Raw genomic sequence first — 25,223 nt, forward strand, 5'->3', positions numbered from 1 at the left:
CTTACCTATCCTTTTTTCTGAACGGGCCCCGCCCGCCACTCCCCATCGCCATGGACATGCAACGTCTTGCCACCGCCGCCCGCGTCGCCAACATCAATGCCTTCCATGTCATGGAACTGGCCAAGCAGGCCGCCGAACTCGAGCGCGCCGGCCGCCATATCGTCCACATGGGCATCGGCGAGCCGGACTTCACCGCCGCCGAGCCGGTGGTGCGCGCGGCCGAGGCGGCGATGCGCCGCGGCGTCACGCAATACACTGGCGCGCTGGGCATCCATCCGCTGCGCGAGGCCATCGCGGGCTATTACAAGACGGCCTACGGCCTGGACATCCCGGCGCGGCGCGTGATCGTCACGGCGGGCGCTTCCGGCGCGCTGCTACTGGCGTGTGCGGTGCTGGTCGAGATCGGCGCCGAGGTGCTGATGCCCGATCCCAGCTACCCTTGCAACCGCCACTTCGTCGCCGCTTTCGACGGCGCAGCGCGCATGATCCCGAGCGGCCCGGCCGAGCGCTTCCAGCTCACCGCCGCACAGGTCGAGGCCAACTGGAACGCGCAGACCCGCGGCGTGCTGCTGGCCACGCCGTCCAACCCGACCGGCACCTCGATCCTGCCCGACGAACTCGGCCGCATCCTGCAGGCAGTGCGCGCACGCAACGGCTTCGCCATCGTCGACGAGATCTACCAGGGCCTGTCTTACGATGCGGCGCCGGTCTCGGCGCTGAGCCTGGACGACAACGTGGTCACGGTGAACAGCTTCTCCAAGTACTTCAATATGACCGGCTGGCGGCTGGGCTGGCTGGTGGTGCCGGATGCGCTGGTCGAGGCATTCGAAAAGGTCGCCCAGAACCTCTTTATCTGCGCCTCCGCCGTGGCACAGTACGCGGCGCTCGCCTGCTTCACCCCCGAGGCACTGGCGATCTACGACGAGCGCAAGGCCGAATTCCGCCGCCGCCGCGACCTGATCGTGCCGGCGCTGGAGGCGCTGGGCCTGCGCGTGCCGGTGCGCCCGGACGGCGCCTTCTACGTCTATGCCGACTGCCGCGGCGTCAACCACCCGGCCGCCGGCGACGCCGACCGGCTGACGCAGGCAATGCTGCACGACGCGGGCGTGGTAATGGTGCCGGGACAGGACTTCGGACCGCATACCGCCAGCGACTACATCCGCATCTCCTATGCGACCTCGCGCGAGAACATCGAGGAAGCAATGACCCGGCTGGCCAAGCTGTTCCGCTGAGGCACCCAGAGGCGCCAGGCAAAGAAAAAGCACCCCGCGGGGTGCTTTTTCTATAATGCCCAGTCGCAAGCCTCAGGCGTTGTTCGAGCCGTTGCTGGCTTCCAGCTTCTCGGTCGGTGCGACATGCTCCGCCGGTGCCTTACTGTTGCCACCGGCCTTGCCGCTATCGGCCGGCGCCGCGCGCACCCCGATCAGCTGGCGCAGGCGGGCACGCTCGGCCAGCACCTTGGCGCCGTAGCCGCCGTCGGTCGCCGTGGTGGCGCCGACGTAGTACTTCAGGCCGCCCTCGAGCGAGCCGGCACGGGCGATGCAGTCCTTCAGCACCAGCGCGCCGATCTTGATATTGGCGTACGGGTTCAGCGCCGCGGCGACGCCGCCAACGGCCTCGTACTTGTCCTGGTGGACCTTGGTCATGACCTGCATCAGGCCCTGCGCGCCCATGCCACTCTCGGCGTATGGGTTGAAGCTCGACTCGATCGCGATCACGCCCAGGATCAGCAGCGGGTCGATGCCGACCTCGCGGCCGGTCAGATAGGCTGCCTTGACCAATTGCGCGGTGGCCTGCGCCGCCACGCGGTACTTGCGGGCGATGTAGTCGGCCACGGCCGCCTGCTCGCGCGCGGTGCCGAGCGTGGCGCTGTTGCGGGCGTCCGCCGCCACGCGCGTGACCGGGATCCGCTCGGCCAGGTGTGCGACCGACGGCACCTTGGCGTTCGCCGCCAGGCCCCATTCGTCCACGCCGGAAACCGTCGGCAGGCCGCCCTTGCCGCGTGCCAGCCGAGCGGCAGCGGCGTCGGCCGACAGGGCCGGCACGGCTGCACTGGCCACGGCTGGCGTGGCTTCCGCCGTCGGCATGGCGGCGGCGACCAGCACCGCCGGTGCCTGGTCGCCCGCCAGCAGTGCCGCCAGCGTGGTGCGCCATTCCTGGCTCAGCCACAGCGACACGGCCGAAACGACCGCCACCACGCCAAGGCTGTTCAGCGCGTACTTCAGCGTTGTGCGGCCACCACGCAAGGCGCGGCCCGCGACCGGATGCGCGAGACGGACCTGCAACGCCCGACTCACTCCGGGTACCGGCTGTCGGAAGCGAACCTGCAAGGCGCGTCCGATACCGGGAAGATGAAGGGTTTTCCAACCGCTCATGCTTACCTCCATCCGTTGCCCGCTTCGCATGCCAGACTGCGGCATACGCCCGATCTCAACGTACTCAAGTAAGGATGCCGCGCCGTCTAGCAGTGACAGCCAAGCATCTGTTGGCAGGCGCTCCCCATGCGCCCAACTGGAAACAGGGTCGACCCTGGGGGAGCCCACCCTGCCACGACTAATCTCGACAACCGCAAAACGCTCCGGCTCCCTGCCGGAGGCAACCGCCTCGGCCCGCTATTGCATCGGGCCGGTAACCTCGGTTCGATCTGAATGGAGCGAATCGTGCGATCCCCCGCACTTTTTTCTATGTGCACCCCTTGACACAAGGGTGAAATCTATGTTGCGACGCAACACTCCATCAGCAAGACCGGATTGTAGGAACGGTGTTATACCTCGTCAAGAATAAGAATAACGATTCACACTACTTTTAGTTATTTGTAACAAGTCTTATCTTGTCGTGTCCACATCACTCGTGGACCTGCAAACGTAGTCCTGGCCTAGCCTCGTCGGCCTTGACGCCACGCCTGCGGCGACAAAAAACTTACAATTTCCCCCACCCCGGTTTGCTTATTTTTTTGCCGGGGCGCCGGTGTATGTGTATCGTCACCGACTTGGATGCCGCCTTGAGCCGGCCGCACACGGCCCGCACAACAATCGAATTCACTATGCAATACAAAGACTTGCGCGACTTTATCGGCCAGCTTGTGCAGATGGGCGAACTTCGCCGCGTTTCCCGCCCGGTCTCGCCCAACCTGGAAATGACCGAGGTCTGCGACCGGCTGCTGCGTGCCGGCGGACCCGCCGTGCTGTTCGAGCGGCCCGCCGGCGCGGGGGCCGGTGACGGTATCTATAGCGTCCCGGTACTGGCCAATCTGTTCGGTACGACACACAGGGTCGCACTTGGCATGGGCGCCGAATCGATGGAAGACCTGCGCGACATCGGCCGCGTGCTGTCAGCCCTGAAGGAACCTGAGCCGCCGCGCGGACTGCGCGAAGCGGGCAAGCTGTTTACGCTCGCCAAATCTGTGTGGGATATGGCACCAAAGCGCGTCAGCAGTCCGGCCTGCCAGGAGGTGGTTTGGGAAGGCAACGACGTCGACCTGGCGCGCCTGCCGATCCAGACCTGCTGGCCCGGCGACGCCGCGCCGCTGATCACCTGGGGCCTGGTCGTCACCAAGGGCCCGCACAAGAAGCGTCAGAACCTGGGCATCTACCGCCAGCAGGTGATCGGCCGCAACCAGGTCATCATGCGCTGGCTGGCGCACCGCGGCGGCGCCCTCGACTTCCGCGAGCATGCGCTGGCCAACCCCGGCAAGCCGTTCCCGATCGCAGTGGCGCTGGGCGCCGACCCCGCCACCATCCTGGGCGCGGTGACGCCGGTGCCCGATACGCTGTCCGAGTACCAGTTCGCCGGCCTGCTGCGCGGCAGCCGCACCGCGCTGGCCGGCTGCGTGACACCGAGCCTGTCCGAGCTGAGCGTGCCGGCGTCGGCCGAGATCGTGCTGGAAGGCCATATCCAGCCAGACCCGAACCACCCGTCCGGCTACCAGCATGCGCTGGAAGGCCCGTTCGGCGACCACACCGGCTACTACAACGAGCAGGACTGGTTCCCGGTGTTCACCATCGACCGCATCACCATGCGGCGCGACCCGATCTACCACTCCACCTACACCGGCAAGCCGCCCGACGAGCCCGCCGTGCTGGGCGTGGCACTGAACGAGGTGTTCGTGCCGCTGCTGCAGAAGCAGTTCCCGGAAATCACCGACTTCTACCTGCCGCCGGAAGGTTGCAGCTACCGCATGGCGCTGGTGCGGATGAAGAAGCAGTACGCTGGCCATGCCAAGCGCGTGATGTTCGGGGTATGGAGTTTCCTGCGCCAGTTCATGTATACGAAGTTCATTGTCGTGGTGGACGACGATGTCGACGTGCGCGACTGGAAGGAAGTGATCTGGGCCATCACCACGCGCGTCGATCCCAGCCGCGACACGGTGCTGGTCGACAACACGCCGATCGACTACCTGGACTTCGCCTCGCCGGTGTCGGGCCTGGGTTCCAAGATGGGTATCGACGCCACCGACAAGTGGCCCGGCGAGACCACGCGCGAATGGGGTACGCCGATCTCCATGGACGCGGCGATCAAGGCCAGGGTCGACGCCATGTGGGAAAGCCTGTTCGATCGCCCCGCAAAGGCCTGACCGGCACCCGCCCCCATCCCCGGCTATCATGTCAGCCTGATGCCCGGGTGCCGCCACAGGCGCCCGGGATCCCATCGCCCACCATCCGATGCCCGCGACAGACGGGTCCAAGGAGGAGACATGAGCAGCACTGCCCCTCTCGCCGAAGGGAACCTGATGTGGACGCCGTCCGAGGCGTTCCGCGACAGCAGCCAGATTGCCGCCTTCATGCGCTGGCTGCGCGCCGAGCGCGGCCTCGCCTTTGATGACTACGACAGCCTTTGGCAGTGGTCTGTCACCGAGCTGGAAGCCTTCTGGGACGCGGTGCGCGCCTATTTCGATGTCCGCTTCGACACGCCCGCGGCGCGGGTGCTGGACCGGCGCGCCATGCCGGGCGCGCGCTGGTTCGAGGGCGCCACGCTGAACTATGTGCAGCAGGTGTTCCGTCACGCCGGCACGGGCGCGGCCCGCGAGCGCACCGCCATCCGTTACGCGGGCGAGGCGCAACCCCTGGCGGAAATGAGCTGGGCGGGGCTCGAAGCGCAGGTCGCCTCGCTGGCGTATGCGCTGCGCCAGATGGGCGTGCAGCGTGGCGACCGCGTCGCCGGCTACCTGCCCAATATCCCCGCCACCATCGTCGCCTTCCTGGCCACCGCCAGCCTGGGCGCGGTCTGGTCCGGCTGTGCGCCCGACATGGGCCAGGTGGCGGTGATCGACCGCTTCCGCCAGATCGCGCCGAAGGTGCTGATCGCCGTCGACGGCTACCGCTACGGCGGCAAGGTCTACGACCGCGGGCCGGTGCTGGCGGACCTGGTATCCGCCCTGCCCTCGCTGACCGACCTCGTGCTGGTGCCGCAAGCCGGCGCCAACGTACCGGCGCTTTCCGGCGTACGCATCCACGCATGGCCTGACGTGCTCGCGCACGACGTGCCGCTGGCAATCGAGCCGGTGCCATTCGACCATCCGCTGTGGATCGTCTATTCCTCCGGCACCACCGGCATGCCCAAGCCGATCGTGCATGGCCACGGCGGCATCGTCATCGAGCAGCTCAAGCTGATGGCGTTCCACAACAACCTCGGCCCGGACGACGTCTTCCACTGGTACAGCAGCAGCGGCTGGATCATGTGGAACGCGCAGGTCGCCGGGCTGCTGCTCGGCACGACCATCGCGCTCTATGACGGAAACCCGGCCTGGCCCGATGCCGGCGTGCTGTGGCGCTTTGTCGACGATGCCGGCGTGACGATGTTCGGGGCCGGCGCGGCATTCTTCACCAACTGCATGAAGGCGGGCATCGAGCCGGCGCGCATCGCCGACCTGTCGCGGCTGCGCGGCCTGGGCTCGACCGGCTCGCCGCTGCCGGTGGAGGCCTACGACTGGATCTACCGCCATGTGCGCGAAGACATCTGGCTGGTGCCGATGTCTGGCGGCACCGACTTCGCCGGCTCGTTCGTGGCGGGCTGCCCGCTGCTGCCGGTCTATTCGGGCGAGATGCAGTGTCGCTGCCTGGGCGCCAAGGTGCAGGCATTCGACGACAACGGGCAGGCGCTGGTTGACCAGGTCGGCGAGCTGGTCTGCACCGAGCCAATGCCGTCGATGCCGCTCTTCCTGTGGGGCGATGCCGACGGCAAGCGCTACCGCGACAGCTATTTCGACACCTATCCCGGCGCCTGGCGGCACGGCGACTGGATCAGGATCACACCGCGCGGCGGCGCGGTGATCTACGGGCGTTCGGACGCCACCATCAACCGCCACGGCATCCGCATGGGCACCAGCGAGCTGTACCGCGTGGTGGAAGACCTGCCGGAAGTGCTCGACAGCATGGTGGTCGACCTGGAATACCTGGGCCGCGAATCCTACATGCCGCTGTTCGTGGTGCTGCGCGAAGGGCTGGTGCTGGACGACGCCTTGCGCGACACCCTGCGCGCGCGCATCCGCGAAGCACTCTCGTCGCGCCACGTGCCCAACGAAATCGTGCAGGTGCCGGGCGTGCCGCGCACGCTGTCGGGCAAGAAGATGGAAGTGCCGATCAAGAAGTTGCTGCTCGGCCATGCGCCGGCCAGCATCGCCAACCGCGATGCCATGGCCAACCCGGACACGCTGGACTGGTACTTCGACTACGCCGCGCGTTTCCTGCAGGCGCGGCAAGCCGAGTCCGCCTCGGCATAGGCGCGGCGGCGGCCGCTAGAACTCGACGTCCAGTTCACTGATCTCGTCGGGTTCCGCGCGCGCCGCCGCGATCCACTCCTGCAGTTCCGGCATCGCCAGGATCTGCTTGCAGTAGGCCACCGGCTCGGGATCGAGCATCACGCCGTAGGTGACAAAACGGGTCACCACCGGCGCGTACATGGCATCGGCCATGGTGCGCGTGCCGAACAGGTAGGGCCCGCCGTAGCGCGTCAGGCACTCGGTCCAGATCGCCGTGATGCGGTCGATGTCCGCCTGGGCGCGCGACCACACCTTCATCCCCGGGAAATTGCCCTTCAGGTTCATCGGCAGCGCCGAGCGCATCGCCGCAAACCCGGAGTGCATCTCGCCGCAGATGGCGCGGCAATGCGCGCGCGCGGCGCGGTCCTCGGGCAGCAGGCCGGCCTTGGGACGGATCTCGTTCAGGTATTCGGCGATGGCAAGCGTGTCCCATACCGTCACGCCCTGGTGGCGCAGGCACGGCACCAGGATCGACGGCGACAGCAGCAGGATTTCGGCCCGGGCGGCAGCGTCGTCCGGCGGGACCAGGACTTCCTCGAACTCCAGGCCGGCAAAACGCGCCAGCAGCCAGCCGCGCAGCGACCAGGACGAATAGGTCTTGCTGCTGATGGTGAGTGTGGTCTTGCTCATCACGCCTCCTTAGCGGCGCACTTGGACGGTGCACTCGCGCGGCACCAGTCTGATGCCTGCGCCCCGGCCCCCATCATGAGACGATGCCCCGCCGGTACGGCGGGCGCAGCTTGCACAACTTTACGCATGCAGCGCTGTCATGCGCGTGGCATCGCGCAAAGCGCATGCCAGGCGCGCGCCAATGGCATGTATATTGCGGCATGGGGACACCAGAACCACGGGGGCCCAGCCATGCTGTACCACGCGTACCAGACCTACGCGGACATCATACTGCCGGCATGCACGCTGGCGGAACTGGCCGCGGCAACGCTGGCCGCCCATCCCAGGGCGAGCGGCTTCGATACCGTACGCACGCTGCGCGCCGCGTGCGAGATCGTCGCGCTCGGGCGCCTGACGCACCATCGTCCGGCCTTCGGCATCGACAGCGCGATGGTCGCCGGCCAGCCGGTGCCGGTCACCGAGGAAGTGGTGCTGCGCACGCCGTTCTGCTCGCTGCTGCACTTCCGCCGCCACGGCATCGGCGGCCAGCCGCGCGTGCTGCTGGTGGCGCCGATGTCCGGCCACTTTGCCACGCTGTTGCGCGGCACCGCGCAGACCATGCTGGCCGACCACGACGTCTATATCACCGACTGGCACAATCCGCGCGATATCCCGCTGGTGGCCGGGCGCTTCGGCTTTGATGAATTCGTGCAGCACCTGATTCACTTCCTGCAGGCGCTCGGCGGCGGCACGCACGTGGTGGCGGTGTGCCAGCCTACCGTTGCCGCACTGGCGGCGGCGGCCATCATGGCCGAGGACGGCGATCCCGCCCAGCCGCCCAGCCTGACGTTGATGGCTGGCCCGATCGACGCGCGCGTCAACCCGACCAGGGTCAACGAACTGGCCACCAGCCAGCCGATCGACTGGTTCGAGCGTACGCTGATCGGCATGGTGCCGCTGCGCTTTGCCGGCGGCATGCGGCGCGTCTACCCTGGCCATGTGCAGTTGCTGGCGTTCATGATCATGAACCTGGAGCGCCATGAGCAGGCGTGGCGCGAACTCTATGCGTATCGCGAGCGCGGTGAGCACGACAAGGCCGACGCCATCCGCGATTTCTATATCGAATACTTCGCCACCATGGACCTGACGGCGGAGTTCTACCTGGAAACCGTCAGCCTGGTATTCCAGCGCTTCCTGCTGGCGCAGGGGCTGCTCGACGTCGCCGGACGCCGCGTGTGCACGCGCGCCATCCGCCGCACCGCGCTGCTCACGGTCGAGGGCGAGCGCGACGACATCTGCGCCATCGGCCAGACCATGGCCGCGCAGGACCTCTGCCCGAACCTGCGGCCTTACATGCGCATGCATCACGTGCAGACCGGGGTCGGGCACTACGGGGTGTTCAACGGCAAGCGGTGGGAGACGCAGGTGTACCCGCTGGTGCGCAATACCATCTACACGAGTAGCTAAGTCCACTGCCGGCAGTGCGCTGGCTTATCATCGGGGGCCACACGCACCGGCGCGCCGCCATGACCTCCATGCCAATGCCTCCGACCCAAGACTTCCAGGGCCAGCCGCTGGTCCGCGTCGGCTCTGCCGACACCTACCTGCTGCTCGCCCCGCGACACGGCGGGCGCCTCGTGCGCTGGGTGCACCGCGGCCAGGACATCCTCTACTGGCCCGACCACGCCGACTGGAGCCGGCCGGCCAGGGTGCGCGGCGGCAACCCGCTGCTGTTCCCGTTTATCGGCAGGCATTTCGTCGATGGCACGCCCGGGCAATGGCGCGATCCGCAAGGGGCCGTGCATGCACTGGCGCAGCATGGCTTCGTGCGCGACCTGCCGTTCGACGTCACCGCGAACGACGCCGCGAACGCCATCACGATGACGCTGCGCGACAGCGAGGCGACCCGGCCCGGCTACCCGTATGCCTTCGTCTTCGATGCCAGGTATGCGCTGCTGCCCGACGGGCTGGAAGTCACGCTGCGCACCACCAATACCGGCGACCGGCGCCTGCCGTGCTATCCCGGCCACCATTTCTATTTCGCGCTGCCGCACACGCAACGCGCGGCCACCACGCTGACGCTGGCGCACGCCGACCGCGTGCGCCAGCTGCCCGACGGCAGGCCGGGGCCCGCCGAAGCGGGCGAATCGGCTTACCGGCTCGACGATCCGCGCCTGCAGGACACCTTCCACGTCTTCCGCAGCGGCGCCGCCGCCACGCTGGCGATGCCGGCGCGCACCGTCGTGTTCGAGCTCGGCCTGCCCGGCAGCGCGCCATGGCATGCCGTGACGACTTGGTCCGAAAGCGAGACCTCGGACTTCTACTGCGTGGAGCCATGGGTGGGACTGCCGGATGCCATCCACCACGGCCACGGCTTGCGCTGGCTCGAGCCGGGCCAGGCGGAAAGCGCGGTGTGCCGGCTACGGCTGACGGCCTGACAGCCTGACCGGCGCCGGCCCCGCCGCCGCTGCATCAGGCTGGCTGGTACACCCGGAAGCCCAGGCCCGGTGACAGCACCGCGGTCTCGCCCTCCTCCAGTTTTACCGGCGCCAGGCTGCCGTTGGCCATCGACTCCGCCGCGAACTCGGCAATATTGCGCAGCCTGGCCGCCGGGATGCCCTGCGCGCTCAGGCGGGCTTCCAGCGCCTCGGCACTACCGGCATCGACCGCCGCGGCAATGGCGCGCTTGAGCGCGGCCGGGTCCAGCGAGCGCACGAAGGCCGGCAACGCGCCGGCATCGAGCGGCGCCTCGAACAAGGCAGGATCGTGGGCCAGGGCGCCAAGGCCGAGCACCTCCAGCAGCGCCAGCAACTGCCGGGGCGTATTCGCGCCGATCGCGAGCCAGCCGTCCCGCGTGCGGAAGAAGTCCGCCGACGGGCTCCCCGAGTAGCCCTGGTTGCCCTGCCGCACCGGCACCGTGCCGGTGGTCATGGCATCGCACGTCATGGGGTACATCAGCTGCATGCCGGCCGTGGCCATCGACACATCGAGCAGCATGCCGCGCCCGCTGCGCTCGCTCTCGCGCACGCCGGCCAGGATGGCGAAGGCCGCCAGCATGCCGGTCGCGGCATCGATCACCGGGAAGCCGGTCTTCATCGGCGGATCGCCTTCGCTGCCGCCCATCCAGGCCATGCCGGTGGCGGCCTGCACCACATGATCGTACGCCGGCCGGCCATGCCATGCCGCCGCGCCACGGCCAAACCCCGAGATGCTGCAGTAGACCACGCGCGGATTGCGCGCGCGCACTGCCTCGTAGCCCAGCCCGAAACGCTCCAGCACGCCCGGCCGCAGGTTGTCGACAAAGACGTCGCAGCGGCTGGCCAGATCGAGCGCATGCTCGCGCCCCGCCGCATCGGACAAGTCCAGCGCCAGCGACGACTTGCCCGCGTTGAGCGCGACAAAGGCGGCATGGCCACGGCCAGCGCGGCGCATCACGTCGCCGCCGCCGGCGTTCTCGACCTTGGTGACGTGCGCGCCCAGCTGCGACAGCAGGAAGGTGGCGAACGGCCCGGCGATCACGTGCGAGAAGTCCAGCACGCTGACGCCGGCCAGCGGCGCAAAGCCCGATTGCGAGGTAAGGGTCATGTGTTGGCTCATTCGATGGTGATGCGGTTCCTGGCGATGACCTGGCGGATGCGCGCGGTCTCGTCGGCCACCAGCCGCGAGAACGCTTCCGGCGTCGGCGTGGGCGCGATCACCGCGCCCATCTCGGTGTAGAGGCGACGCAGGCCGGGGTCCGCCAGCGCCTTCAGGATGGCGGCGTGCAGTTGCGCGACGATCGGCCGGGGCAGGTTGGGCGGCGCCCACACCCCGCTCCAGGAATCCAGGTCGAGGTCCTTGCGGCCCAGCGTTTCATTCAGCGTGGGCACGTCGGGCAGCGCTGCGGACCGGCTGGCCGAGGCCACTGCCAGCGCGCGCACCTTGCCGCTGGCGATCTGCGGGATGGCGGTGGTCGCCACCGGGAAGCCGAATTGCGTGTCGCCCTTGATCAGCGACGGCACGATCTCGACCGAGCCCTTGTACGGCACGTGCACCGCGTCAATGCCCGCGGCCGCCGCGAACGCCGCCCCCGACACGTGCGCCGCCGAGCCGATTCCGCCCGAGGCGTAGTTCAGCGCCCCCGGCGCGCGCCGCGCCGCGGCCACCAGGTCCGCCACGGTGCGATATGGCGAACTGGCGCTGACCAGCAGCACCGCCGGGCTGACGCCGATGCGGATGACGTGCGTGAACTTCACCGGATCGAACTTCGCACTCGACTGCAGCAACTTCTGCGTGACATGGGTGGACGCCCCCAGCATCAGCGTGTAGCCGTCGGCCGGCTGCTGCGCCAGGAACTCGGCCGCCAGGATGCCGCCGGCGCCGACGCGGTTCTCCACCACGATGGGCTGGCCCAGCTCGCGTGCCAGCACCTCGGCCAGCTTGCGGGTCTGGATGTCCGGGCCGCCGCCCGCGGCGTACGGCACGACCAGGCGGATCGGCCGGTTCGGGTAGGCATCCGCCGCCAGGGCGGCAGGCGGACTCCCCAGCACGGCGGCAGCCGGCAGCGCCAGCAAGGACTTCAGCAACAGGCGGCGCGCATGGGCGCGCTTGCCGGTGGTGGCTTGCATCGCAGGTCTCCTCCATGGTTTGACCGGATTGTCCCGCCGCGCCTCATTCGAAACAATTATCCAGTCTTGATGAAGCCATCACGATTTGTTATGACGGACACGCCCTCCTCCAATCGCATCGACCGCCTGCGCATCCGCCACCTGCGCCTGCTCGACCTGGTCGCGCGCAGCGGCTCGCTGACCGCTGCCGGCGAAGCACTGCACATCAGCCAGCCCGCCGTCACCAAGATGCTGCAGGAGCTGGAGCACGCCTTCGGCTGCAAGCTGGTCGAGCGCACCACGCGCGGCGGCCGGCTGACCGCGGCGGGCGAGCGCGCGCTCGAACGGCTGCGCGTGGTGCTGGGGGCGATCGATGCCGCCGGCGAGGCGCTGCAGGCACGCCCTGAAGTGCCGCTGGTACGGCTCGGCATGCTGCCGCTGGTCGGCGTCGACGTGCTGCCCCGCGTGGTGGCCCTGCTGCGCGGCCAGGGCACGCTGCCGCGGCTGGCGGTACGCGAACACACCGTCGGCGGCCTGACCGCGCTGCTGTGCAATGGCGAACTCGACTGCATCGTGGGCCGGCTGCAGAAGGAAGAGGCCGACACGCTCAAGGCGCAGGTGCGCATCACCGCGCTGCGCGATGAATATCTGGCGGTCGTGTGTGCGGCCGGGCACCCGCTGGCGCGGCGCCGCCAGGTGGCCCTGGCAGACCTGCTGGACCAGCCATGGATCCTGCCGCCGCGTGGCACCCATACGCGCGATGTGTTCGAGCAGCCCTTCCTCGATAGCGGCCAGTTGCCGCCGGTACCGCACATCGAATCGTCCTCGTTCCACAGCAACCTGGCCATGGCCGCCGCCAGCGGCTTCCTGACCGTCGCGCCGTCCAGCGCACTGGCCGCCTACAAGGCGATGTCGAACGTGCAGGAAGTACGGCTGCGCACGCCGTTCGCGTCGGGGCGGCTGGTGTTTATCACGCCGGCGGAGGTGGCGATGCCGCCGGCGGTGGCGGTGTTGAAGAAGGCGTTGGAGGCGGTGGTGGGGGAGGATGGGCGGGTGGGGGCACGCACGCGGCACCGCTGAACGGCTCACGGTAGTTGCATCGCCATCGCCAGCCATGCCGCCCCGGGGATGACGCGGCGTGTCGCAACCTCAGGGCACAGGCACGCTGCGCATCAGCGCAGCGATCCGCTCTGGCACGATGCCCGCCTCGCGCAGCACCTCCTCGGTGTTTTCGCCAAGCGACGGCGCGTGGCGGCGGATCGAGGTCGGCGTGCGCGCGAAGCGCGTGGTGGGCCGCACCTGGCGGACGCGCCCGACCACCGGGTGCTCGGACTCATCGAACAGGCCCACCGCGTCGAGATGCGGATGGCGCGGGAGGTCCTCGAGCCGGTAGATCGGCGTGGCCGGAATATCGAGGCGCGCGCACAGCGCCATCCATTCGGCAGTCGTCCGCCCGGGCACGATTTCGGTCATATGGGCGTACAGCTCGCGGATATGCCGGTTGCGCTCGCGGCGGTCGGCGATGTCGTACCTGTCGGCAAGATCCTCGCGGCCCACCTCGCGGAAGAACGCCTTCCAGTGCCGCTCCGTGTAAGGCAGGATGCTCGCCCAGCCGTCCCGGGTACGCAGCGGCTTGCGGCCGCCCTCGAGCAGCCGCGCATAGCCAGCCTTCGCCTGCGACGACGCGAACATCATGCCGCCCATGTGTTCGGTCAGCACGAATGCGGCCATCGTCTCGAGCATCGGCACCTCGACATACTGGCCGACGCCGCACTGCCCGCGATAGACCAGCGCCCCCAGCACCGCGTTTGCCACCACGAGGCCCGTGGTCTTGTCGGCGATCAGGCTTGGCAGGTAGTCCGGCTCGTGGCCGGCCGCGAGGCCCGCGCCGACCAGGCCCGACGCGGCCTGGATGATGTCGTCGAAGGCGGGCTTGTCGCGGTCCGGGCCTTCCTGTCCGAAGCCGGTCGCCGCGCAATAGACGATCGATGGATTCACGCGCGCCACAGCCTCGTAGCCGAGCCCGAGCCGCTCGATCGCGCCGATGCGCATGTTGTGGACAAACACGTCAACCTGGGACGCCAGCTGCATCAGCGCCTCGACACCCTCGGCAGTCTTCAGGTCGAGCACGACCGAGCGCTTGTTGCGGTTCAGCGCCAGGTAGATCGAACTCATGCCGGCGTGCTCGACCACGCCGTTGCTGCGCATCAGGTCTCCCTCGGGCGATTCGATCTTGATCACATCGGCGCCCATGTCAGCCAGCACCTGCGTGCCCATCGGGCCCAGCACGACCGATGACAGGTCGAGCACCCTGATGCCGTGCAACGGACCATGCACCGTACCTTGCGTCATGCCGGCCTTGGCGTCCGGCTGCTTATCGACTGTCTTCACATCTGCCACTGACTTCACATCTGCTCCTGCGGATTCGACCTGGCAGCACCGCTCAACGGCGCTGGAAATTTGGCAAGCGGCGTTCCGCCATGGCCTTGACGCCCTCGCGGAAATCCTCGGTGGGAAACTGCTGCAACTGCACCGCAAGCTCGTGCCGGTTGGCAGCCTCGATGCGATCGGCCAGCCCTGCGCGCAATGTGGCACGCGTGCTTTCCACGGCGAGCGGCGCGGAGGCGGCGATCTCCTCGGCCAGCGCCCAGGCACGCGCGACCACCTGCCCGGCATCGGCCAGCTCGTCGGCCAGGCCCACGTGGACCGCGGTCTCGCCGTCGATGCGCCGTCCCGTGTAGAACAGCTGCGCGGCGCGCTGCTCTCCGATCAGCCGCGGCAGCGTCAGGCTCAGGCCGAACCCGGGATGGAAGCCCAGCCGGTTGAAGTTGACCGAGAAGCGCGCCTCCGGGCAAGTGACGCGGAAATCGGCCACCAGTGCAAGGCCGACGCCCGCCCCGATCGCCGCGCCGTGCACGGCTGCCACGATCGGCTTGGCGGTACGGAACAGCCGCATCGCCTGGCGATAGAACGGCGACGGGTCGCGCTTGACGCCGGGCTCGCGCGCAGCCAGGTCAGCGCCCGCGCAGAATGACTTGCCCTCCGCCGCGAGCACGACGGCACGGCACTGGTCGTCGCGGTCGAGGGCTTCGAGCGCCTCGGCCAGCGCCGTCACGGCATCGATATCGATATGGTTGTGCGGTGGCCTGCAGAGCGTGACCTGGGCCACGTCGCCACGTCTTGAAACGCGCACGGCGTCAGCAGGAATTGAAACGGTGTTCATCGCTGGCCTCCTGAGTCCTGGCATCGCCGGGCGAAAGCCGGCGCGCCTGCCAATGAATAATGCGTTATGCTTGATTTGATATACATACAGCAAAGCAACGATGCAGCGAGGAGACACCCCCGACACCAGCGCGGCAGCCGCCGGCGACGCGCGCAAACTGCCGCTGGCCGAGCTGCGGCACAAAGACCTGAACCTGCTGGTCGTGCTGGCCGCACTGCTCGAATCCAACAGCGTCAGCGCCGCGGCGCGCCGGCTGGATAGCAGCCAGCCGGCCACCAGCCGCGTGCTCGAGCGGCTGCGCGACCAGTTCGGCGATCCGCTGCTGATCAAGAGCGCGCTCAAGATGGTTCCCACGCGGCGCGCGCAGGAACTGCGGCCCTTGCTCGAACAAGCACTGCGGCTGATCGACAGCGTCTATTCGCGCACCGCGGCTTACGATCCCGCGCAGGAAACCGGCGCCTACGCGATCGGCATGAATGACTCGCTGCAGGCATTGCTGGTGCCGTCGCTGCTGGCCGAGCTGCGCCGTGTCGCGCCGCGCGCCCGGGTGCGCCTGCACCCGGTACCGATGCCAAGCGGTGTCAGCGCGCTGGCCAGCGGCCAGATCGACGTGATGGTTGCCTTCTACCCGGTGCAGTTCGAGCAACTGCGTTCCGAACTGCTGTTCGACGCGCCGTTCGGCTGCCTGTGCGACGCCGGCAATGCCGCCATCCTCGACCGTCCGGACGCAGTCACGCTGGCCGCACTGCCCAGCCTCGACCTGTCGCAGTTCGGCGTGGTGTCGCGCATGATGGACCGGTTCTTTGCCGCGCATGGCCTGCAGCGCCAGGTCGCCACCACGCTGACCAGCTACCTGTCCGTGCCGGACACCATCGCGGGCACAGACCTTTACGCAATGGTGCCGCGCTTCCTGACGCCGGTGCTGTGCCGGCACCCGGGCGTGCGCTTCGTGCCGATCGACGATGCTGCGCTTACCCTGCCCGTGCACCTGTGCTGGCACAACAATGTCCATGCCCATCCCTTCGTGTCGCTGCTGCGCTCCATGCTGGTGTCGGCCGCGCGGCAGGTAGCGCCGTAGCGCACCCTGACGCCGCCCTTTCCCTTACTCGGGCTTGATGCCGGCCCCCTTGGCCACCTTACGGAAGCGCTCGATCTCGGCCAGGTGGAAGGCGTGCATCTGCTGCGGCGGGTAGGCCATCACATCGCTGCCCTTGGTATCGAGGAAGGCCGTCGACTCGGGCGTCTTCAGGATCTGCTGCATCGCCCTGGCGAGCTTGTCGGTGATCGCGTCCGGCGTTCCGGCGCGCACGTAGAACGACACCCAGCTGTACTGCCTGTACTCGGGATAGCCAAGCTCGCGCACGGTCGGCACGTCGGGCAGCTCGCGGTGGCGCGCTTCGCCCGACACGGCCAGCGCGCGCAGCTTGCCCTCGCGGATCAGCGTCAGCGCGCCGCTGGTATCCACCAGCGCAAGGTCGAGCTGGCGCCCCATGACATCCGTCATGATCTGCGCCTGGCCCTTGTACGGGATGTTGACGAAATTCAGCCCCGCCAGGTTGGCGAACCACGCGGCGGCAAGCTGATAGCCGGCCGAGTAGGTGCCGACGCTCAGCGACTTGTCCTTGCCCCTGGCGTTACTGACCACGTCCGACAGCGACTTGATCGGCGAATCGACCGCGACAATGAATACGTTCATGTTGCGGCTGATGCCGGACACCGGGCGCAGGTCCTTCACGGGGTCGTACGGCAGGTTCTTCAGCACCAGCGGATTGACCGACATCGGCGAGTTGCTCGCCAGCAGCATCGTGTAGCCGTCGGCCGGCGCGCTCTTGAGCGCCTGGATGGCGATGACGCCGTTGGCGCCCGGGCGGTTCTCCACGACGACGGGCTGGCGCAGCAGGCGGCCAAGCGCTTCGCCGTAATAGCGCGCCGATGAATCGGAACCGCTGCCAGCAGTAAACGGCACCAGAATCCTGATCGGGCGCGATGGGAACTCGCCGGCCGACTCGGCCAGGGCAGCCGTGGCGCCGACGCACAGCGAAACGCTGGTCAGCAAGGCAATCAATCGTCGCATGCTCATACTGTCTCCTCTCTCTGTCTTGTCTGTTGGCATGGGGCGGCGGCCGCCCCATGCGCCATGCTTCGAAGCCGGCCTGGTCAGGCCGGCAGCGTGCCGGTCACGTCGGCCCACAGCGCGGTGCCGCCCAGGCGGATCGCGCGCTCGCCGATCTCGCGCGCCCAGCAGGTTTCGCTGCCGTACTCGGCGCGCCAGGCCCACAACCGGCGCGTGGAAAAGTGCAGGTCATGCTCGTAGGTGAAGCCGATCGCGCCATGCACCTGGTGGGCAATCGCCGCGACGCGGCCCGCGGCCTGGCCGCAGATCACCTTGCTGACCATGGCCTGCTGCTCCCACTGCGACGTCGCCATCGCCGCGCACGCGCTGGACACCGCCATGCGTGCCGCCACGACCTCGTTGGCGAGCACCGCGAGCTGCTGCTGGATCGCCTGGAACTTGCCGATGGGGCGGCCGAACTGAATCCGCTCGTTGGCGTACCGGACAGTCTGGTCGAGCACGCGCTCCAGCACACCGGCCATCTGGATCGCGCGCATCACCGCGCCGAGTGCCTTCGCCGCCGACGCGCTGCCGAGCGGGCAGTCCTGCACCGCCGCCACCGCGGCAGTGTCCGCGAAGGTCAGCCGGTCACGCGGCTCGCGGGCGAGATTGACGTCTTGCTCGACCATGCAGCCTGCCGTAGGCAACAGCAGCCACACCGACTCCGATCCGCTGCGGGCACGTATCAGCACGTGGCTGACCTGGCGGCCCCAGGGCACGCCCACGGTGCCGTCAAGGCGCCAGCCGTCGCCGGCACGGCGCGCCGTGACTTCGGCGTCCAGATCGGCCAGCCCCAGCGGCCCTTCCGGCATGCGGAGACCAAGCCGCTGCAGCAGCCAGCCGCACACCGCCGTCTCGATGAACGGAATCGGCGCCAGCGAACGGCTGGCCTGCAGCAGTGCGGGCAGCGCGTCCTGCCAGCTTGCATCGGCGCCGCCCTGTTCCTCGTCGGCGAACAGCCGCGGCAGCCCGCTTTCTTCCACCGTATTCCACAGTGCCCGCGGCCATTCGCCCTGCTCGGCGGCCTCGATCAGCGCCGTGGTGACTTCCCGGCCGAACAGCTTTTCGGCACTGTCGGCCAGCATTTGTTCGAGTTCGTTCATCGGACCCCCAATCCCCTGGCAATGATGCCGCGCAGAATTTCGCGTGTGCCGCCGCGCAGCGAGAACGACGGCACGGCTTGCGTCAGATAGCAGTGCGTCGCGACGAAGGGCGACCCGCCCGCGCGCAGTTCGTGGTCGAACAGCTGGTGCGCGACCTCCGGAATGCGCTGCTCGAAGAGCGCGCCGAGATCCTTGACGTTGGCCGCGGCAAGCTGCGGGTTCTCGCCGCGGTTGAGCATGGCGGCGATGCCCCGCGACATCTGGCGCAGCGTCGACAGCTCCGCAACCAGACGGCCGATCTCGACGGCGTGGCGCGGATCGTCCGCATCGGCGTGATCGACCATCTCGGTCAGCAGCGCATAGCTGCTCAGGTAGCGCTCGGGACCGCTGCGCTCGAAGGTCAGCTCGGCCGTGACCTGCGCCCAGCCTTCCCCCTCTGTCCCGATCAGCATGTTCTCCGGCACGAAGACGTCTTCGAAGACAACCTCGTTGAAGCTCTCCTCGCCGCCCAGATTGCGGATCGGCCGGACCTGCAGGCCCTGCGATGTCTTCATGTCGATCAGGAACTGCGACAGGCCCTTGTGCTTGTCATCGGCGTTCCGGTCGGTGCGCACCAGCGCGATCATGTACTCGGCGCGATGCGCGCTCGACGTCCACAGCTTGGTGCCGTTCACGACCCAGCCGCCGTCGACGCGGTCGGCCCGCGTACGGATCGACGCCAGGTCCGAACCCGAGTCGGGCTCGCTCATGCCGATACAGAAGGTAAGCTCGCCGCGCACGATGCGCGGCACGATATCCCTGGCCACGGCCTTGTCGGCGTAGCGCATCAGCAGCGGGCCGCTCTGGCGCTCCGCCACCCAGTGCGCGCCCACGGGCGCCCCCGCGGCAAGCAGTTCCTCCAGGACAACATAGCGCTCGAGCATCGAACGCTCCTGGCCGCCGTACGCCTTCGGCCAGGTCATGCCGATCCAGCCCTGCGCGCCGAGCGCGCAGCTGAATTCCCGGTCGGCACCGGACCAGCTTTTGGCCCGCAGCTGCGGCGGCCGGTCCGCCATGGTGCGGGCCAGGAAGGCACGCACCGCCTCGCGCAGCGGCGCAAGGTCACCGTCCGGCTCGGCAGGTCGAATCACGAGTTTGCTGGCGGTCTCCACGCCCCCTCCTCTTCTGTCTTGTCTGGCACCGTTGCCAAAGTGAGTGCAGATTAGCGAGGGGATCTGGTGGAAGCCATTGCGCCGCGGGCATAACTGAAATCCGCCAGGACTGCGGCGAGATGGGGGCTGCATGGGGGTACGGCGCGCGCGCCGGCACTTCCGACGAAGCGCGGCAAGCAACAGCGCCTTTGGGACGGCCCGGCAAGACGGAGAAAGGCCAGTGGATCAAGTGGCAATAGATGCACTTACGCAGGCAACCCACGCATCCCGCGCTTGCCTTCTTCTCGGCATCCCGCATACAATGCACGGTTCGCGGGCGTCGTATAATGGCCATTACCTTAGCTTCCCAAGCTAAAGACGTGGGTTCGATTCCCATCGCCCGCTCCACCTCAAGTCGAGACAAGCCGCCTTTGCCACCGTTAACACTGTTACGGTGATCTGCCCGGCGGCTTTTTTGTTGCCATGCTTCCCCAAGACCCCAGCACCGGACCGAAGCCGTCCGATGACGCCACGCTGGTCGATAACGCCCAGCAGCCGTCCGCCCCCTCTCCTGCCGATCCCGAAGGCGTCGCGCATCCGCGCCGCATCCGCTCGTTCGTGCGCCGTGCCGGGCGGACGTCGACCGGGCAGCAGCGCGCCATCGACGAAGTCGGTCCGCGCATGCTGGTGCCGTACGCCCCGCAGCCGCTGGACTGGGAAGCCACGTTCGGCCGCCAGGCGCCATCGATCCTGGAAATCGGCTTCGGCATGGGCGAGACCACCGCGCATATCGCGGGGCTGCGGCCGCAGGACAATTTCCTGGGCTGCGAAGTGCATGAGCCCGGCGTTGGCGCCCTGCTCAAGCTGATCGACGAGCGCGGGCTGGAGAATATCCGCATCCTGCAGCACGATGCGGTCGAGGTCATCGCCCATATGCTGACCGACGACAGCCTGGACGGCGTGCACATCTATTTTCCGGATCCGTGGCACAAGAAGCGCCATAACAAGCGCCGGCTGGTGCAGCCGCCGCTGGTGAAGCTGCTGGCAGCGCGGCTGAAGCCGGGTGGCTATATCCATTGCGCGACTGACTGGGAAGAGTACGCACACCAGATGGTCGAGGTGCTGGCGGGTGAACCGCTGCTGGAGAACACCTCCAGCGCGGCGGGTGGCTTTTCCGAGCGGCCGGACTACCGGCCGGTGACCAAGTTCGAGCGCCGCGGCGTGCGGCTCGGGCATGGGGTATGGGACGTGGTGTTCCGCAAGCGCGCCTGAGCGCAGGCATCCGGCGCAAACGAAAAAGCGTGGCAAATGCCACGCTTTGGCTGCTGACAAAGTCAAAGGCTGCGAATGTTGTCTCCCCTCTTCCATTTGTGGGAGAGGGGCGGGGGAGAGGGCAGGAGTTGCCACGAAGTGAGGCGCCACGGTGCTTGCCACGCGCCCGCCCTCTCCCCCAGCCCCTCTCCCGCAAGCGGGAGAGGGGACATTTTCCCTTTGTCAGCAATCTGAGCGTGGCAAGTGCCACGCTTTTTTGTTGCCTGGATGTTAGCCGCTTACTCTGCGCCGCTTATGCGTGCCAGGACACCAGGCCCGAGTAAGCGGTGAACAGCACCACGATGCCGAACGCAATGCGATACCACGCAAACGGCTTGAAATCGTGCGTGGCGACAAAACGCAGCAGCCAGCGCACGCACATGAACGCGGACAGGAAGGCAAAGACAAAGCCCACGGCGAAGATGCCGAGGTCGTCGCCGTTCAGCAGCGCACGCGCCTTGTACAGTTCATAGACCGTCGCGCCGAAAATCACCGGGATCGCCAGGAAGAACGAAAACTCGGTGGCCACCTGCCGCGACAGACCGAAAAGCATGCCCCCGATAATGGTGGCGCCCGAGCGCGAGGTGCCCGGCACCAGCGCGAAGCACTGCGCCAGGCCCACCTTGAGGGCATCGCGCCAGTTCAGGTCATCAACCGATTCGACCCGCGGCGCGCCCGCCTTGGCGACTTCCAGCAGCGCATTGCCCTGCGGATGCGAGACCGTGCCGCGGCGCGCGTCGCGCCATTCGGCCAGCAGAATCACCACACCGCCGACGATAAAGGCCAGCGCCACCGAGATCGGGTTGAACAGGTGGGCCTTGATCCATTTACCGAAGATAAAGGCCAGGATGATCGCCGGCGCGGAGGCGATCACGACATTGATGGCGAAGCGCTGCGCCTTCGGCTCCGAACCCAGGCCGCGCACCACGCTGCCAATGCGGGCACGGAATTCCCAGCAGACCGCCAGGATGGCACCGAACTGGATCACGATCTCGAAGATCTTGCCCTTTTCGTCGTTGAAGTCGAGCAGTTGGCCCGCCAGGATCAGATGGCCGGTGCTCGAGATGGGAAGGAACTCGGTCAGTCCTTCAACAATGCCGAGGATCACGGCTTTCAGGGCAAGTGCGATTTCCATGCGGAACGGAGAAACGTTGTCATCGGCGTTGCCCGGCATGCGCCGGACCGCCTGGCTTGTTGTTCGAGCGCCCCGATACCCAATAGGGCGATCAGGGGCGGTTGACCTTGACGTTGATGCCGTCAGGCAAAACGGTGATTGTACCGGGCTCGACTTGCGTGCCGGCAACCCGCAGCTGGTCTTCCCGGAACGTATAGAGGGGATAGTCCTGCAGCAGCTGCTCGGCCAGGATGCCGCCCAGCGCATTGAGCTGGCGCGTGAACTGCGCCGGCATGCCCTGCACGTCGAATCGCTGCACTTCAGGATCCTGCAGCACCACCGAGCGCGTCGGCGCGTCATAGCGCAGCCCGCTGTCCAGCGCGAAGCGCCCCGCCAGCGCCTGGCGGAAAAACAGCTTGTTGTCGATGACGGCGTCGAATTGCACGTTGACGCGGTTGCGCACCGAGTCCAGCGTCAACTGCGGATTGGTGAGCTGGATGTCAAACAGCTCCATATAACGCTTGTTGAACGGGAACTTGCGCTCCAGCGCGGCCTGCAGCTGGCTTTGCGAGAACGTGTACTCGTTGCGGAACGCGCCGCAGGCGGCGAGGCCGGCGGCCAGCGCGGCCGCGCTGGCGACGGCCAGCCAGCGCCGTCGGGAAGTCCGGATCATGTTGCCTCCGAGTTCAGGAGTTGATGGCGAGCGCGTCGGCACGGTGGCCAGCGTCACCCGCGCGAGCCGGGCCGTGCAAGCGTGGCCTGCGGCGCGGTCAGGATTTCGAGTCGGGTCAGCCAGTGCAGCGCGGCTTCGCGCGAGTCGCCGCACATTTCCGCCGACGGCTTCAGGCCGGCGCAGAACGCCGGCCGGTCAGGGCGGCCGAACACCGCGCAGCGCATGTCGGGCAGCAGTTGCGCGCACGGCACGCCCGCGGGCTTGCCCTCGGGCATGCCCGGCAGGGCCGAGGCAATCGACGGGGCAATGCAACAGGCGCCGCAGCCATCGCGGCAGGAAAGGTGTGACCGGCAACTCATCGCGTGGTTCAGGGAGGCCGCGGCATGCCAGGTCAGGCAAGGCGGCTGACAACAAGGCGCCATTGTGCCCGAAGGGCCGCCATCCTCCTGTAAGAAAAGGAAAGCGCCGCGTGCGCGATCGCACCTGTCATACATAGAAAAAGGCACGGCACGCGACCCCGGCATCACATGTCTCGGATTGGCCTCGGTGTGTACCCTAGCCTGACCCGGCCGCGCTTGACCCTCACATGGCGCTACTCTACATTACTGACCCACAAGTTATTAACATCCAGCCCCCATCCCACCGTGCCCCGCAGTCCTCGCAAGACAACCGTGAAGTCACCCGCCGAACCGCACAAAGAGTCCGATGCGCCACGCTGGAGCCGGCGCAAGGCCGCGCGCCCGCAGGAACTGGTTGCGGCGGCGCTCGACCTCTTCGTCGAGCGGGGCTACGCGGCCACGCGCCTGGAAGACGTGGCGGCGGCCGCGGGTGTATCCAAGGGCACGGTCTACCTGTACTTCGCCAACAAGGAAGAGCTGTTCAAGTCCGTGGTGCGCACCAACCTGGTCCCGGCCTTGTCGCGCGGCACCGAGCTGGTCGACCGCTACGAGGGCAGCACCCCGGAACTGCTGCGCGAGCTGCTGCGCGGCTGGTGGGGCCTGATCGGCGCCACGCCGGTGGCGGGGCTGACCAAGCTGATCATGGCCGAGTCGGCCAACTTCCCCGACATCGCCCGCTTCTATAACGAAGAGGTGATGGTGCCGGGCGACGAGCTGTTCGCCAGGGTGCTGGCGCGCGGCGTGGCGCGCGGCGAGTTCCGCCCGGTGCCCGCCAACCCCACCACCACGCTGATCTGTGCCCCGCTGGTGTTCCTGATGCTGTGGCAGCGCGCGCTGCGCGCCACCTCTGAAAAAGACATCGATCCCGAGGTCTTCCTTGACCAACTGCTCGACACGCTGCTGTTCGGCCTGACCACCGGCGAGGCGCGCGAGCGCCCGCTGCCGCCGCAGCAAGGCCCCTACGTGTGGGAGCGCATCCGCGACGAGATGCTGGCGCAAGGCGCCGCGGATGCGGATGGCGGTGCGGACAGCGATGCCGCCAACGACCCGGGCACGCGCCCGGGTAAGCCAACATGAAACGAAAGACCCTGCTGATCGGCGTGGCCTGCGCCATCGTGGTGCTGAGCGCCGTGGCCGCTGTGCGCAAGGCCGGCAGCGCACGCCAGCCGCAACCGTCAGTCCAGGCCGCCGCGAACGTGGTGGAATTTTTGCAGACCGATCTCGTCAACGTGGGCCGCCAGGACCTGCAGGTGTCGCTGCCGCTGTCGGGCAGCCTGCGCGCACTCAACCAGGCGTCGGTCAAGGCCAAGGTCTCGGGCGAAGTGCAGCAGGTGCTGGTACGCGAAGGCGAGCCGGTGCGCACCGGCCAGGTCATCGCGCGCATTGACCCGACCGAATACGAGGCCAGGGTGGCACAAGCCCGCGGGCAGATGCTGGCCATGCAGGGTCAGTTCCAGAACTCGCGCCAGACCTGGGAGCGCAACCGCGAGCTGGTCGGCAAAGGCTTTATCTCGAAGACCGCATTCGACAAATTCCAGTCCGACCTCGATGTGGCCCGCGCCAATCTGGATGCCGCCCAGGGCGGCCTGGCGGTGGCGCAGAAGGCGCTGGCCGACACCGTGGTCAAGGCCCCGCTCGACGGCATGGTTGCCGCGCGCGCGGTGCAGCCGGGCGAGAAGGTATCGCCGGATACGCGCCTGGTCGACGTGGTCGACCTGCGCGTGCTGGAACTGGAGGCGCCGGTGCCGATGGCCGACGTGGCGCGCGCCAGCGTCGGCCAGGCGGTCGAACTCGACGTGGAAGGTGCCGGGCGCTTTACCGGCAAGCTGGTGCGGATCAACCCGGCCGTCATGCAGGGCACGCGCAGCATCATGGTCTACGTCCGCGTGGAGAACAGCGACACGAAGCTGCGCGCCGGCATGTTCGCGCGCGGCGCGCTGGTGCTGGGCCAGCGGTCCGGCGTGGTGGCGGTGCCGGCCTCGGCGGTGCGCATGGAAGGCGAGCGTGCCTTCGTCTACGCCATCGACAAGGACGTGCTGGCCGAGCGCCCGGTGCAACTGGGCGTGCGCGACGAAGGCAGCGGGCTGGTGGAGATCGTCTCCGGCCTCGACGCCGGCACCGAGATCGTGCGCACCAACCTCGGCACGCTGCGCAGCGGCAGCCAGGTGCGGCGCGTGAAGCCTGCATAACCTGCATAAGGCCTGCA

At 67.9% G+C, this 25,223-nt stretch carries 22 protein-coding genes and 1 tRNA gene; 11 read left to right on the top strand and 12 right to left on the bottom strand.

Annotated features, from left to right (window positions below):
* The first annotated feature begins 50 nt into the window (after positions 1–50).
* Entirely contained in the window at positions 51–1,232 is a 1,182-nt protein-coding gene (locus ACIP1U_RS04415) for a pyridoxal phosphate-dependent aminotransferase (protein ID WP_400312236.1), read from the top strand.
* Positions 1,233–1,304: 72 nt separating this feature from the next.
* Here ACIP1U_RS04415 and ACIP1U_RS04420 read toward each other — a convergent pair whose 3' ends face one another.
* Entirely contained in the window at positions 1,305–2,375 is a 1,071-nt protein-coding gene (locus tag ACIP1U_RS04420; protein WP_400312238.1) for a transglycosylase SLT domain-containing protein, read from the bottom strand.
* 668 nt (positions 2,376–3,043) lie between these two features.
* On the opposite strand from ACIP1U_RS04420, the gene ubiD reads away from it, so the two are divergent.
* A complete protein-coding gene (gene ubiD / locus ACIP1U_RS04425) occupies positions 3,044–4,573 on the top strand; it encodes a 4-hydroxy-3-polyprenylbenzoate decarboxylase (protein ID WP_400312239.1) in 1,530 nt (509 codons plus the stop codon).
* Between the two features lie 120 nt (positions 4,574–4,693).
* Positions 4,694–6,718: an acetoacetate--CoA ligase gene (locus ACIP1U_RS04430; protein ID WP_400312241.1), complete on the top strand. Its 2,025-nt coding sequence runs from the start codon at positions 4,694–4,696 to the stop codon at positions 6,716–6,718.
* Positions 6,719–6,733: 15 nt separating this feature from the next.
* Here ACIP1U_RS04430 and ACIP1U_RS04435 read toward each other — a convergent pair whose 3' ends face one another.
* Complete coding sequence (locus tag ACIP1U_RS04435; RefSeq protein WP_400312243.1) at positions 6,734–7,387, bottom strand: glutathione S-transferase family protein; 654 nt, start codon at positions 7,385–7,387, stop codon at positions 6,734–6,736.
* Between the two features lie 231 nt (positions 7,388–7,618).
* Between ACIP1U_RS04435 and ACIP1U_RS04440 the strand changes: the two genes are divergently transcribed.
* Both ACIP1U_RS04440 and ACIP1U_RS04445 read left to right on the top strand, forming a co-directional pair.
* Entirely contained in the window at positions 7,619–8,833 is a 1,215-nt protein-coding gene (locus ACIP1U_RS04440) for a polyhydroxyalkanoate depolymerase (protein ID WP_400312245.1), read from the top strand.
* A 68-nt stretch (positions 8,834–8,901) separates the two neighbouring features.
* Positions 8,902–9,804, top strand: a complete 903-nt coding sequence (locus ACIP1U_RS04445) for an aldose epimerase (RefSeq protein WP_400312817.1) — start codon at positions 8,902–8,904, stop codon at positions 9,802–9,804.
* A gap of 34 nt (positions 9,805–9,838) precedes the next feature.
* Here ACIP1U_RS04445 and ACIP1U_RS04450 read toward each other — a convergent pair whose 3' ends face one another.
* Both ACIP1U_RS04450 and ACIP1U_RS04455 read right to left on the bottom strand, forming a co-directional pair.
* A complete protein-coding gene (locus tag ACIP1U_RS04450) occupies positions 9,839–10,951 on the bottom strand; it encodes a CoA transferase (protein WP_400312247.1) in 1,113 nt (370 codons plus the stop codon).
* A gap of 8 nt (positions 10,952–10,959) precedes the next feature.
* Complete coding sequence (locus ACIP1U_RS04455) at positions 10,960–11,973, bottom strand: tripartite tricarboxylate transporter substrate-binding protein (RefSeq protein ID WP_400312249.1); 1,014 nt, start codon at positions 11,971–11,973, stop codon at positions 10,960–10,962.
* Positions 11,974–12,063: 90 nt separating this feature from the next.
* Here ACIP1U_RS04455 and ACIP1U_RS04460 point away from each other — a divergent pair, with 90 nt between their 5' ends.
* Entirely contained in the window at positions 12,064–13,032 is a 969-nt protein-coding gene (locus tag ACIP1U_RS04460) for a LysR family transcriptional regulator (RefSeq protein ID WP_400312251.1), read from the top strand.
* Positions 13,033–13,101: 69 nt separating this feature from the next.
* Here the strand turns inward: ACIP1U_RS04460 and ACIP1U_RS04465 are convergent, their stop codons facing one another.
* Both ACIP1U_RS04465 and ACIP1U_RS04470 read right to left on the bottom strand, forming a co-directional pair.
* The gene (locus tag ACIP1U_RS04465) at positions 13,102–14,304 is read right to left on the bottom strand and encodes a CaiB/BaiF CoA transferase family protein (RefSeq protein WP_400312819.1); all 1,203 of its coding nucleotides are present in this window, start codon (positions 14,302–14,304) and stop codon (positions 13,102–13,104) included.
* Positions 14,305–14,395: 91 nt separating this feature from the next.
* Positions 14,396–15,175: an enoyl-CoA hydratase/isomerase family protein gene (locus ACIP1U_RS04470; RefSeq protein WP_400312253.1), complete on the bottom strand. Its 780-nt coding sequence runs from the start codon at positions 15,173–15,175 to the stop codon at positions 14,396–14,398.
* Positions 15,176–15,275: 100 nt separating this feature from the next.
* Here ACIP1U_RS04470 and ACIP1U_RS04475 point away from each other — a divergent pair, with 100 nt between their 5' ends.
* Positions 15,276–16,253 (top strand): LysR family transcriptional regulator, encoded by a 978-nt coding sequence (locus tag ACIP1U_RS04475; RefSeq protein WP_400312255.1) that lies wholly within the window; start codon positions 15,276–15,278, stop codon positions 16,251–16,253.
* Between the two features lie 24 nt (positions 16,254–16,277).
* On the opposite strand, the gene ACIP1U_RS04480 is transcribed toward ACIP1U_RS04475, so the two are convergent.
* The 3 genes from ACIP1U_RS04480 to ACIP1U_RS04490 form a co-directional block, all read right to left on the bottom strand.
* On the bottom strand, positions 16,278–17,255 hold the full coding sequence (locus ACIP1U_RS04480; RefSeq protein WP_400312257.1) for a Bug family tripartite tricarboxylate transporter substrate binding protein: 978 nt from the start codon (positions 17,253–17,255) through the stop codon (positions 16,278–16,280).
* Between the two features lie 77 nt (positions 17,256–17,332).
* The gene (locus ACIP1U_RS04485) at positions 17,333–18,391 is read right to left on the bottom strand and encodes an acyl-CoA dehydrogenase family protein (protein WP_400312258.1); all 1,059 of its coding nucleotides are present in this window, start codon (positions 18,389–18,391) and stop codon (positions 17,333–17,335) included.
* Entirely contained in the window at positions 18,388–19,542 is a 1,155-nt protein-coding gene (locus ACIP1U_RS04490; protein WP_400312260.1) for an acyl-CoA dehydrogenase family protein, read from the bottom strand. The genes ACIP1U_RS04485 and ACIP1U_RS04490 overlap by 4 nt, the downstream gene beginning before the upstream one ends.
* Before the next feature lie 312 nt (positions 19,543–19,854).
* Between ACIP1U_RS04490 and ACIP1U_RS04495 the strand changes: the two genes are divergently transcribed.
* Positions 19,855–19,929, top strand: a tRNA-Gly gene (locus ACIP1U_RS04495).
* 75 nt (positions 19,930–20,004) lie between these two features.
* Complete coding sequence (trmB, locus tag ACIP1U_RS04500; RefSeq protein WP_400312261.1) at positions 20,005–20,793, top strand: tRNA (guanosine(46)-N7)-methyltransferase TrmB; 789 nt, start codon at positions 20,005–20,007, stop codon at positions 20,791–20,793.
* A 292-nt stretch (positions 20,794–21,085) separates the two neighbouring features.
* Here trmB and ACIP1U_RS04505 read toward each other — a convergent pair whose 3' ends face one another.
* From ACIP1U_RS04505 to ACIP1U_RS04515, 3 genes are all read right to left on the bottom strand, one after another.
* Positions 21,086–21,967: an undecaprenyl-diphosphate phosphatase gene (locus tag ACIP1U_RS04505; protein WP_400312820.1), complete on the bottom strand. Its 882-nt coding sequence runs from the start codon at positions 21,965–21,967 to the stop codon at positions 21,086–21,088.
* Between the two features lie 91 nt (positions 21,968–22,058).
* A complete protein-coding gene (locus tag ACIP1U_RS04510; protein ID WP_400312263.1) occupies positions 22,059–22,619 on the bottom strand; it encodes a DUF1439 domain-containing protein in 561 nt (186 codons plus the stop codon).
* Between the two features lie 53 nt (positions 22,620–22,672).
* Positions 22,673–22,978 carry a YkgJ family cysteine cluster protein gene (locus ACIP1U_RS04515; RefSeq protein WP_400312265.1) on the bottom strand — a complete coding sequence of 102 codons (306 nt, stop codon included), beginning with the start codon at positions 22,976–22,978 and terminating at the stop codon, positions 22,673–22,675.
* A gap of 285 nt (positions 22,979–23,263) precedes the next feature.
* Here ACIP1U_RS04515 and ACIP1U_RS04520 point away from each other — a divergent pair, with 285 nt between their 5' ends.
* Both ACIP1U_RS04520 and ACIP1U_RS04525 read left to right on the top strand, forming a co-directional pair.
* Positions 23,264–24,094, top strand: a complete 831-nt coding sequence (locus tag ACIP1U_RS04520; protein WP_400312266.1) for a TetR/AcrR family transcriptional regulator — start codon at positions 23,264–23,266, stop codon at positions 24,092–24,094.
* Positions 24,091–25,206, top strand: a complete 1,116-nt coding sequence (locus ACIP1U_RS04525; protein WP_400312267.1) for an efflux RND transporter periplasmic adaptor subunit — start codon at positions 24,091–24,093, stop codon at positions 25,204–25,206. Before ACIP1U_RS04520 ends, ACIP1U_RS04525 begins: the two co-directional genes overlap by 4 nt.
* The last annotated feature ends 17 nt before the right edge of the window (positions 25,207–25,223 follow it).

Source organism: Cupriavidus sp. NPDC089707 (assembly GCF_044748965.1).
GTDB lineage: Bacteria > Pseudomonadota > Gammaproteobacteria > Burkholderiales > Burkholderiaceae > Cupriavidus.

Coding starts and splice junctions, on each gene's coding strand:
- ACIP1U_RS04505 (WP_400312820.1), bottom strand. CDS start 21,967: ATGGAAATCGCACTTGCCCTGAAAGCCGTGATCCTCGGCATTGTTGAA.
- ACIP1U_RS04465 (WP_400312819.1), bottom strand. CDS start 14,304: ATGACGCAAGGTACGGTGCATGGTCCGTTGCACGGCATCAGGGTGCTC.
- ACIP1U_RS04480 (WP_400312257.1), bottom strand. CDS start 17,255: ATGAGCATGCGACGATTGATTGCCTTGCTGACCAGCGTTTCGCTGTGC.
- ACIP1U_RS04515 (WP_400312265.1), bottom strand. CDS start 22,978: ATGAGTTGCCGGTCACACCTTTCCTGCCGCGATGGCTGCGGCGCCTGT.
- trmB (WP_400312261.1), top strand. CDS start 20,005: ATGCTTCCCCAAGACCCCAGCACCGGACCGAAGCCGTCCGATGACGCC.
- ACIP1U_RS04510 (WP_400312263.1), bottom strand. CDS start 22,619: ATGATCCGGACTTCCCGACGGCGCTGGCTGGCCGTCGCCAGCGCGGCC.
- ACIP1U_RS04525 (WP_400312267.1), top strand. CDS start 24,091: ATGAAACGAAAGACCCTGCTGATCGGCGTGGCCTGCGCCATCGTGGTG.
- ACIP1U_RS04415 (WP_400312236.1), top strand. CDS start 51: ATGGACATGCAACGTCTTGCCACCGCCGCCCGCGTCGCCAACATCAAT.
- ACIP1U_RS04445 (WP_400312817.1), top strand. CDS start 8,902: ATGCCAATGCCTCCGACCCAAGACTTCCAGGGCCAGCCGCTGGTCCGC.
- ACIP1U_RS04420 (WP_400312238.1), bottom strand. CDS start 2,375: ATGAGCGGTTGGAAAACCCTTCATCTTCCCGGTATCGGACGCGCCTTG.
- ACIP1U_RS04435 (WP_400312243.1), bottom strand. CDS start 7,387: ATGAGCAAGACCACACTCACCATCAGCAGCAAGACCTATTCGTCCTGG.
- ubiD (WP_400312239.1), top strand. CDS start 3,044: ATGCAATACAAAGACTTGCGCGACTTTATCGGCCAGCTTGTGCAGATG.
- ACIP1U_RS04470 (WP_400312253.1), bottom strand. CDS start 15,175: ATGAACACCGTTTCAATTCCTGCTGACGCCGTGCGCGTTTCAAGACGT.
- ACIP1U_RS04460 (WP_400312251.1), top strand. CDS start 12,064: ATGACGGACACGCCCTCCTCCAATCGCATCGACCGCCTGCGCATCCGC.
- ACIP1U_RS04430 (WP_400312241.1), top strand. CDS start 4,694: ATGAGCAGCACTGCCCCTCTCGCCGAAGGGAACCTGATGTGGACGCCG.
- ACIP1U_RS04440 (WP_400312245.1), top strand. CDS start 7,619: ATGCTGTACCACGCGTACCAGACCTACGCGGACATCATACTGCCGGCA.
- ACIP1U_RS04485 (WP_400312258.1), bottom strand. CDS start 18,391: ATGAACGAACTCGAACAAATGCTGGCCGACAGTGCCGAAAAGCTGTTC.
- ACIP1U_RS04455 (WP_400312249.1), bottom strand. CDS start 11,973: ATGCAAGCCACCACCGGCAAGCGCGCCCATGCGCGCCGCCTGTTGCTG.
- ACIP1U_RS04475 (WP_400312255.1), top strand. CDS start 15,276: ATGCAGCGAGGAGACACCCCCGACACCAGCGCGGCAGCCGCCGGCGAC.
- ACIP1U_RS04450 (WP_400312247.1), bottom strand. CDS start 10,951: ATGACCCTTACCTCGCAATCGGGCTTTGCGCCGCTGGCCGGCGTCAGC.